General features: G+C 65.0%; 6 protein-coding genes and 2 pseudogenes. 4 read left to right on the top strand and 4 right to left on the bottom strand.

The annotated features are described in order from the left end of the window. Positions 1-450 (top strand): annotated as a pseudogene (locus OC446_RS28315) (hypothetical protein); the annotation flags it as partial. Further along, positions 369-815, top strand: a complete 447-nt coding sequence (locus OC446_RS28310; protein WP_262032277.1) for an adenylate/guanylate cyclase domain-containing protein — start codon at positions 369-371, stop codon at positions 813-815. The pseudogene OC446_RS28315 and the gene OC446_RS28310, both read left to right, overlap by 82 nt. A gap of 41 nt (positions 816-856) precedes the next feature. Here OC446_RS28310 and OC446_RS28305 read toward each other — a convergent pair whose 3' ends face one another. The 3 genes and pseudogenes from OC446_RS28305 to OC446_RS28295 all read right to left on the bottom strand — a co-directional run bounded on the left by OC446_RS28305 (position 857) and on the right by OC446_RS28295 (position 4,890). Next, a complete protein-coding gene (locus OC446_RS28305) occupies positions 857-1,096 on the bottom strand; it encodes a hypothetical protein (RefSeq protein ID WP_262032276.1) in 240 nt (79 codons plus the stop codon). A gap of 131 nt (positions 1,097-1,227) precedes the next feature. Beyond that, positions 1,228-2,829: an MBL fold metallo-hydrolase gene (locus tag OC446_RS28300; RefSeq protein WP_262032275.1), complete on the bottom strand. Its 1,602-nt coding sequence runs from the start codon at positions 2,827-2,829 to the stop codon at positions 1,228-1,230. A gap of 228 nt (positions 2,830-3,057) precedes the next feature. Further along, positions 3,058-4,890: pseudogene (locus OC446_RS28295) on the bottom strand (HAD-IC family P-type ATPase). A gap of 583 nt (positions 4,891-5,473) precedes the next feature. Between OC446_RS28295 and OC446_RS28290 the strand changes: the two are divergent. Further along, positions 5,474-5,911 carry a DUF4112 domain-containing protein gene (locus OC446_RS28290; RefSeq protein ID WP_262032274.1) on the top strand — a complete coding sequence of 146 codons (438 nt, stop codon included), beginning with the start codon at positions 5,474-5,476 and terminating at the stop codon, positions 5,909-5,911. 248 nt (positions 5,912-6,159) lie between these two features. After that, positions 6,160-6,999, top strand: coding sequence for a universal stress protein (locus OC446_RS28285; RefSeq protein ID WP_262032273.1), 840 nt, complete (start codon positions 6,160-6,162; stop codon positions 6,997-6,999). Positions 7,000-7,160: 161 nt separating this feature from the next. Here OC446_RS28285 and OC446_RS28280 read toward each other — a convergent pair whose 3' ends face one another. After that, positions 7,161-7,901, bottom strand: a complete 741-nt coding sequence (locus tag OC446_RS28280; RefSeq protein WP_262032272.1) for a universal stress protein — start codon at positions 7,899-7,901, stop codon at positions 7,161-7,163. Positions 7,902-8,252: the final 351 nt, after the last annotated feature.

Here is an 8,252-nt window from a genome sequence, read left to right as displayed (position 1 = left end):
CCGGATGCTGCCTTCGTCCTGCCGGGGGAGATCACCCGCCTCTCCGTCGTGGCGCTCACGGCCGTCGTGCTGTTCGTGGCGGCGGGTCGGACGCGCCGGGCGCTGGCGGACGGCATCCGCGAGGCGCGGTTGCGCTCCAACCTGTCCCGCTTCTTCAGTCCAGGCATCGCTGACCAGCTCGCGCACTCCGAGCCGGGACCTCCGTCCTTCCGCCCCCAGCGGGCCGCCGTGATGTTTATCGACGTGCGCGGCTTCACCCCGGTGGCCGAGCGAATGGCGGCGGGCGAGCTCGCCCTTTTCCTTACCGAGTACCGGCGCCGGTGGCGCGGCAGGGTGGTGTCATCGACAATTTCATCGGTGATGGGATCATGGCGGTGTTCGGCGTGCCGCATCCGACTGAGGTGGACGCCGGCAACGCCGTTCAATGTGGCCTGGAGATCCTCGAAGTGACGGACCGCTGGAACGGCGACCGTGCCGCGGCGGGGCTCACCCCTATAGCAGTGGGGATCGGCATCCACTACGGCGAGGTCACCGCGGGAACGCTCGGCGACGAGGAGCGCCTGGAGTTCACGGTCATCGGTGACACCGTCAATGCTGCCAACCGGATCGAGGAGCTCGCCGGTGAGCTCGGCGTACACCTCCTCGTGTCCGAACCCGCCCTGCAGGCAGCCAAGCCGGTCGTGGACAGCGCCTTGTGGGACTTCGTCCCGGACCAGTCCTTGCGCGGCCGGCGCCAGCCCCTTCGCCTGCTGCGGCAGAAGCCCTGCGCCAAGCCGCGCCAGGCCAAATCCGGCGCGACCGTGGTGGCGTTGTGAGCGGCGCGCTCCCTTCAACATGTTTCGACCCGACCCAGCTGTTAGTCGATCATCCAGGTCGCGCCGCCGGCCCCACCCGACCGGTGAACCAGAACGCCATGCCGCTCGCCCTCATCGAGCCAGAAGCGGCGAACCCGGCAATAGGCCCGCTTCTCCACCCACTCCTCCTGATCCAAGTGGCCTTGAGCGTCGAGAGGCGCGGTCAGCTCGTAGCCATAGCGTAGACTGCCCTCCGGGAACTGCTTACTGCGGGCCAGATGAAGCGTGATACGATAGAGCAATGGTCCCTCCAGAATGCAGGCGAGCCTCGAAAAGGCCAGGCCGTTGAGGCAGAGCTTAGAGACGAGTCGCTTCCCCACCTTGATCCCAGTCAATATGGAGCTGGGGCGAGGGTGGAAAAGTCTCCCTCAGACTACTCGCCGGCTCCTGCCTTGAGAGCATCCCTGATCCGCCGGAGGATGACGCCCTTGGCTCTGCGGTCGGCCGCCGCTTCGATGGCGTCGTTGATCTCCAGCAGCAGCTCCGCGTAATCGTTGTGCCCGTCGCGATGGCCAGCGCTCGAGGCTGGCAGGCGCGCCTCATGGCGCTCGATCCGGACCGCTCGATCGCCCGCCAGATCATAGATCTCATCGATCCCCGGGATGATGGCTCCGGGCACGTGATCGAGACTCGCGAGGGACGATTGCAGCGCCCTGAGGGGCAGATCCTCCCCGTGCACCAGGAAGACCCCGCGCAGGACGGGAAGGCGGTCCGCGAGCCAAGCCTTCAACTCTGGTCCATCCGCATGGCCGGAATAAAGATCGAGGGTCCGCATGCGAGCGCGGACCTTGATCTCCTCGCCGTGGATCCTGACCTTCGAAGCGCCGTCCTGCAGGATCCGCCCGAGCGTCCCCTGAGCCTGGAACCCGACGAAGAGGACCGTGGCCTCGTCGCGCCAGAGCCACGCCTTCAGGTGATGCCGGATGCGCCCTGCCTCGCACATCCCGCTGGCGGCGATGATGATGTGGAAGCTATGGATGCGATCGATCGCCTTGCTCTGCTCGACCGTTTCCGTGAAGCGGACCCACCGCGATTCGAGAGCCTCGACGAGATCCGAGCCGTTCTCCAGCTCTCCGGCATGCCTCTTGAAGATGGAGCTCGCCTTCATAGCCAGGGGAGAGTCGATGAAGACCGGGATGTCGGGAAGCTCACCTGCCTGCATCAGCTCGAGAAGATCGACGAGAATCTCCTGGGTTCTCTCCACCGCGAAAGACGGGATGAGCAGGACCCCGCTCGGGCGCATGGCCGCGCGGACCTCGTCCCGCAGCATCCGCCGCCGGCGCGCGATCGTGGTGCCTTCGCGATCCGTATCGCCATAGGTGGATTCGAGGATGACATAATCGAGGTCACGCGGTCCGTCCGGGTCCGGCTGGAGGAGCTTGTGGTCGGGTCCGATATCGCCGGAGAACAGAAGACGGACCGGCTTCCCCTCGCCATTGGCCGTGACCTCCATCTCGGTGGAGGCGGAGCCTAAAAGATGGCCTGCATTCCAGTAGCGGGCCCGAAAGCCGGGGGCGACCTGTTGCCATTGGCCGTATGGGACGGGCCGGAACTGATCGAGAGAGGCGATCGCATCCTCAGCCGTGTAGATGGGCGACACCGTCTCCCGCCCGCGACGGCGGTTGCGTCGGTTGAGCTGATCGACCTCGAGCTCCTGAATATACCCGGAATCCGGGAGCATGATGGAGGCAAGATCCGTCGTGCCGGCCGTGGCATAGATCGGTCCGTCAAATCCGGCCTTCACGAGCTTCGGCACGAGGCCGCTGTGGTCGATATGGGCATGGGTGAGGCAGAGCGCGCTGACGCCGGCGGCCCGAAACGGAAAGTGTTGGTAGTTGAGCTCCCGTTCGGATTTCGACCCCTGGAACATTCCGCAATCGACCAGCACGCGAGCCGCATCCGTCTCGAGCAGAAAGCACGAACCTGTGACGGTTCGGGCAGCGCCATAAAAGTGAAGGCGAAGCGGCAAGAGCATCTCCTGGGTCGAAGAATGAACACGAACGATCGTATCTTAAGTACACGACAACCGAACAGCCAGGCTTGATCCATGACAAACGATGGGAGAGCCGGTCAACGACATCTTGCATCGCGTCATGCACGGCACTGTTCTCTTGCCAGTCGTCAAGCCCAAGGCTGCCTCCGGTCCTTTGACGAGCGACGACGCTCAGTCAGGGAGAGCGAGTTCGTTGGACCTTCGCCAGAGTCAGAGAGGAGAAGGTTGGACACGAGCTCGCCTGAGGCCCTGTGCTCCCAACTGACCTCCACCCCATAGGGCCCGCAGAGCGTTCAGGATCAAGGCGCCCTGGACCGGCGTCAGATAGCCCAGGGCAGCCACAAGCATCCCGACCACCGAAAGACCGATCCCTGCATAGACGCTTTGCAGCGCGATACGCCGGGAGCGGCGCGCTGCCTGCACCGCAGCAGGGATCTTGTCCAGCCGGTCCACCAGAAGAACCACATCGGCCGCTTCGGCGGATGCGGCGGCTCCCCTCGCGCCCATGGCGATGCCAAGATCGGCGGCGGCAAGGGCGGGGCGTCGTTGACCCCGTCCCCGATCATCATCACAGGGCCATGCGGCCTCTCGGCCTGCACGACTGCAATCTTCTGGTCGGGCGTGAGTTCGGCATGAACCGCGTCGAGGTGCAGCCCGACCGTGACCGCTTCCGCCACGTCGCGGCGGTCTCCTGTTGCCAGAACGATGCGGACGATCCCGAGACGGCGCAGGCTCTCGACCACCAGAGCCGCCTCCGAGCGCAGCCGGTCCGCCAGCACCAGGAATCCGGTAAGCCGGCCGTCGATGGCCACAGCCACCACGACGGATCCCACCGGGTATTGTCCGCCGGCCAGGATGGCGCCGGCATTTGGAATCCGCTGGGCAACAAATCGGGTTCCGCCCACCGCGACCCGTCGGCCGTCCACGATTCCTTCCAGCCCCTCGCCCGGGATCTCCCGGACTTGCGTAGGGGGCAGGAGGTCGAGACCTCGCGCGTGCGCTTCCAAGACGAGGGCCCGTGCGATGACGTGCTTCGAGGCCTGGTCGAGCGACGCTGCCAGCTGGAGGAGCTTCTCGGCGGATAGCTCTGCCATGGGGTGGATCTTGATGATCCGAGCCTGCCCATGGGTAAGCGTGCCCGTCTTGTCGATGACGAGGGTGCGAACGCGGGCGAGCGTCTCCAGCGCCCTCCCCCCTTTGACCAGGACCCCGATCTTGGCCGCCCGCGAGACGCCCGAGACGATGGCGACCGGCACCGCCAGGATCAGAGGGCAAGGCGTGGCGACCACGAGAACGGCCAGGGCCCGGATCGGATCGCCGCTCCAGAACCATGCGCCACCGGCGAGGGCGACCGTCAGGGCCAGGAAGGCCATGGCGAACCGGTCCGCGAGCCGCGCCGACGTTCATTGCTCCGCTGATCACAGCCTCACCGGCTGTCTTCTGCACGGGCAGCGACTCGCCTGTGAGGGCCGACTGGTCGAGGACGGCCATCCCCTCCACCACACCATCCACCGGCACCACGTCCCCCTGGCGGACGAGCAGACGATCGTGAGGCTCAATGGTGTCGAGAGGGACCTCCTCGAGCCTGCCGTTTCGATGGCGGAGGGCCGTTCGCGGCACGCGCGCGAGCAGAGCCGTCATCTCGCGGCTGGCGCGACGCTCGGCGAAGCTCTCCAGGTACTGTCCGCCCGCATACATCAGGGCCACGACCACTGCAGCCAGGTGCTCCCCGAAGACCAGGGCGCCGGTCATGGAGAGAGCCGCGACGATGTCGAGACCCACTTCTCCCCGCCTGAGACTCGTGACGATTTCGCCAAGCAGGGCGCTCAACACCGGAACCGTCGCGGCAGCCCAGATGATCCCCGGCCAAGGCTCGCCCCCGGCCAGTCCCGTGACGAATCCTAGAATCAGGCCCACTGCGGGGAGAGCCACCAGGATGGGGCGGACGAGCTTGTGGAGGTTCTGCAGTGACGGTGCCTTTGCCCCATGAACTGACCGAGATCGAGAGGAGGCTGAAGGTCCGACTGTCCTGATCTCAGACATTGACGCAGGCTTGTCGGGAGCATTGCCCGCGCTCTCGATCATGCCGCCCTCCTCTCCTTACAGGTAGACCGAACAAGGGCTATAGGCGAGTTGGTCATGAGGCTTCCCGCCAACGGCATACGAACTTGAGGCACCTCATGCATGGAGGCCGCAGCGAGGATCCGCGCGAGCGAGAGCCAATGAGGGGCCCCATTGGTGAGCCCCCACATTCTGAGAGAGCGGCCGCAATCGTCAAATCCGAGCGGCCGGATCGCAGTGTTAGAGGCAGCGAGGACCGTGAGGAATGGCTCGGGTGAAAGTCGAAACATCGTGGGAGCATGCCATGGGGTCTGAGCCCGATCCATGAGCTGGATCAATGCGGCTAAAGAGGCTGATTGCTTCCGGCGCCGCTTTGGCCGGCCTCGTCTCGGCGCTGCCGGTTGTCGGGACTGTCCTGATCCTGCGGGCCCGATCTGGTGCTCGTTCCTGCTGCTCCCATCTTGAACCCGGTTCTCGTCCTTCCTACGTACAGGCCATCGGGGTCCGGGCCCCTCTGGCAGTCTTCCCCAGGCTGCGATGTCGGACTCTCTCACCTGAGGAGCGCTTGAAGCTGCTCCGCATCTGGGAGACGACTGTGACGTCTTATGCCTATCCCTCTCCTCTCAGCGACGCCTCGCTTCGCGCGGACGAGACCCGCGCGCGCCTCGACGTGCTGGCGCGGTTTCTCGACAGCGCTGTTCGCGTGCCGGGAACCAACATCCGCTTTGGCGCCGACGCCCTCCTGAATCTCATTCCCGGCATCGGTACGCTGACCTCGAAAGGCATGTCGGCTTACCTGATCTGGGAAGCGCGTCGTCTCGGCGTGCCGACCGGGACGCTCCTGCGCATGGTTGGGAATGTCGGCGTGGATTTCGTAGTTGGCGCCATTCCACTCGTGGGCTGGGTCGGTGACGTGTTCTTCCGCTCGAACCTGCGCAACATGGCTCTGCTCCGCGAGCATCTGGACGAGGCGCATCCGGTGCGGTGGCCGCTCCGAAGATAATGATCCAAGCGGCTGATGTGCTCCCCGGGCGCAATGTTACCGCGCGGCCTGGGCGAGCTGTTCCCGCCCTTGCCTTCCGAGACGTGGCCTGGCGCTGGCCACTGAAAACAATGAGCGCTGACGGATGAGAGTCTACGCCTGCTTCGTATACCTTGCGTGATAGAGATCATGCGCATCGATGCAGGGCGGGCGCCATAGGCTCGCTTCCCTCCCTTCCGCATCGTCGTAGGTTATCAAGGAGACTAAGAGTGCCCCTGAACAATGTGAAAAACATTCTCGTCGGCTTTACGGAAGAGGCCGACGTCCCGTCGGCGGCACTCGCCTATGGGCTGTCCCTCGCGCGCGAGGCCGGCGCCCACGCCACCGCCCTGTCGGCCTCGGTCAAACTGGTGCTGACCCACGCGGTCGTGAGCACGATGGCGGCCGGGCTCGTGGCGGGTGAGAACCAGCGGGTGCGGGAGCTCGCCGAGGCCGCGGCCGAGAGCGCTCGCCGCCAGGCAGACCTGGAGGGGGTTCCCTGCACGGTCGAGAGCGTTCAGCTCCGGTATGCCGATCTTGTCGAGCGGTTCACCGCCTTGAGCCGCGTGCATGACCTCACCGTGGTCGATGCCGATCCGGACGTCCTGACGACGGACCGCACCCTAATCGAACAGGCAATCTTCTCCAGCGGCCGGCCGGTGATCGTCGTTCCACGTGGTGTGGATACCTTCAGAGCCGGGCGGATCATTGTTGCCTGGGATGGCACCCCGAAGGCGGCCCGCGCGCTCAACGATGCCCTGCCGTTCCTGCGGGCGGCCGACCAGGTCGAACTCGTGAGCGTTACAGGCGAGAAGGATTTGGCCAAGACTGTACCGGGTGCCGAGATCGCACCGCATCTGGCGCGCCACGACATCAATGTCAATGTCGTGAACCTGCCGGCCCAGCAGGGGGATGTGGCCGAGACGTTGCGCAACCATGCGAATTTAACCCAGGCGGACATGGTCGTGATGGGCGCCTACGCCCATTCGCGCCTGCGGCAGCTCGTGCTCGGCGGCGTGACCCAGTCGCTCCTGAACGCGTCTCCGGTCCCGCTGTTCCTTTCGTACTGAACTGGCTTCCGTCTGATGCAGACATGCCCCGGCTGGTCGTGCCTGCCGGGGTCAGCATCCTTCGATTTGACATGGTTCTGGGGCTGCCCAGCAGGGTGATCCAAGCGCATGCTAGGACAGCGGCCAGAGCCTGTTGGTTGAGCACGATCCCGGCAGGATGGCTAGTTCGCCATCAGGATCGGCACGTCGAACGAACGCTCGAACATCCCGCGTGTCGCGCTGCCGAAGATCAGGCGCCGCAGGGCCGAATGGGCATAGGCGCCCATCACGAGCAGGCCGACGTCATGAACTCGGGCGGCCTCAAGGAGAGCATCAGCCACGTCCTGGTCACCACGCTGCACGGGCGCGAACTGCGTCTGGACGCCGTGCCGCGACAGGTGATGACAGAGTTCGATTCCCGATCGGCCGCGCTGAAAGGCCTTGTCATCGGTGACATGAACGACCAGGACCTCGCGTGCTGCGCGGAGAAAAGGCATGGCAGCCGTGACGGCATGCACGGCGGCGGGCGTCGCATCCCAGGCCACCATCACCCTGTCGCTTCCAAGGGTTGATGATGCGGTGGGCGGAACGAGGATTACCGGACGGCCGGTCTCGAACAGGGCCGTCTCGATCAAAAGGCGGATGTCCCCCTCGAGGGCCCCATGAACACCGACGATCCCAAGAGCCCGCACCCGGAGGTAGTCGGCAAAGACCTGCCCCACCTGATAGGAGAAGGTGGGCTCGATCACAACCTCGTGCCGAATGCCCACTGCCTCTGCCGCGGTCGCAACAGCATGAGCCAGACGCTGGGCTTGGTCCCGCGAGCGTTCGTTGATCTCCTGCCGGAGACGCTCGTCAGCTTCGCTGGTTGCCGACGGGTTGTCCAAACTGGTGAGGCGGACCTCGTCGATGATGGCTGTCACGTGGGATCCCTGACGTGCTGCCAAGTCAAACGCAAGTTTGACGCCATGATCGGGGCCATCGCCGTGAGGGGGGACGTGGACGACAAGATCTTGGATGTTCATGAGGCCTCCGGTTGCGGCACAGCCAGTGCGTGATGTGATCTACCTTGGTTTAGCGGCCGTTTCCAGACATGGGGAATGGGCTAAGACAACCTGAAGCGTGGTAGCCGCCTTGAAGAACGCGAGTTAACCCATAGCGCCCGCGGCGCTTGCAGGGTCGGGGCGGCAGAACTTAGCAGTGGCCTTACCGCGCCGTCCTAGTGTTGTGTCACTGACGGGTGATTCCGAAATCTGGTGGGCTGTGCGATGCTG

The sequence above is a fragment of the Microvirga sp. Mcv34 genome (assembly GCF_024519725.1).
In the GTDB taxonomy this organism is placed as follows: Bacteria; Pseudomonadota; Alphaproteobacteria; order Rhizobiales; family Beijerinckiaceae; genus Microvirga.
This window is presented reverse-complemented; position numbering and strand designations above follow the sequence as displayed.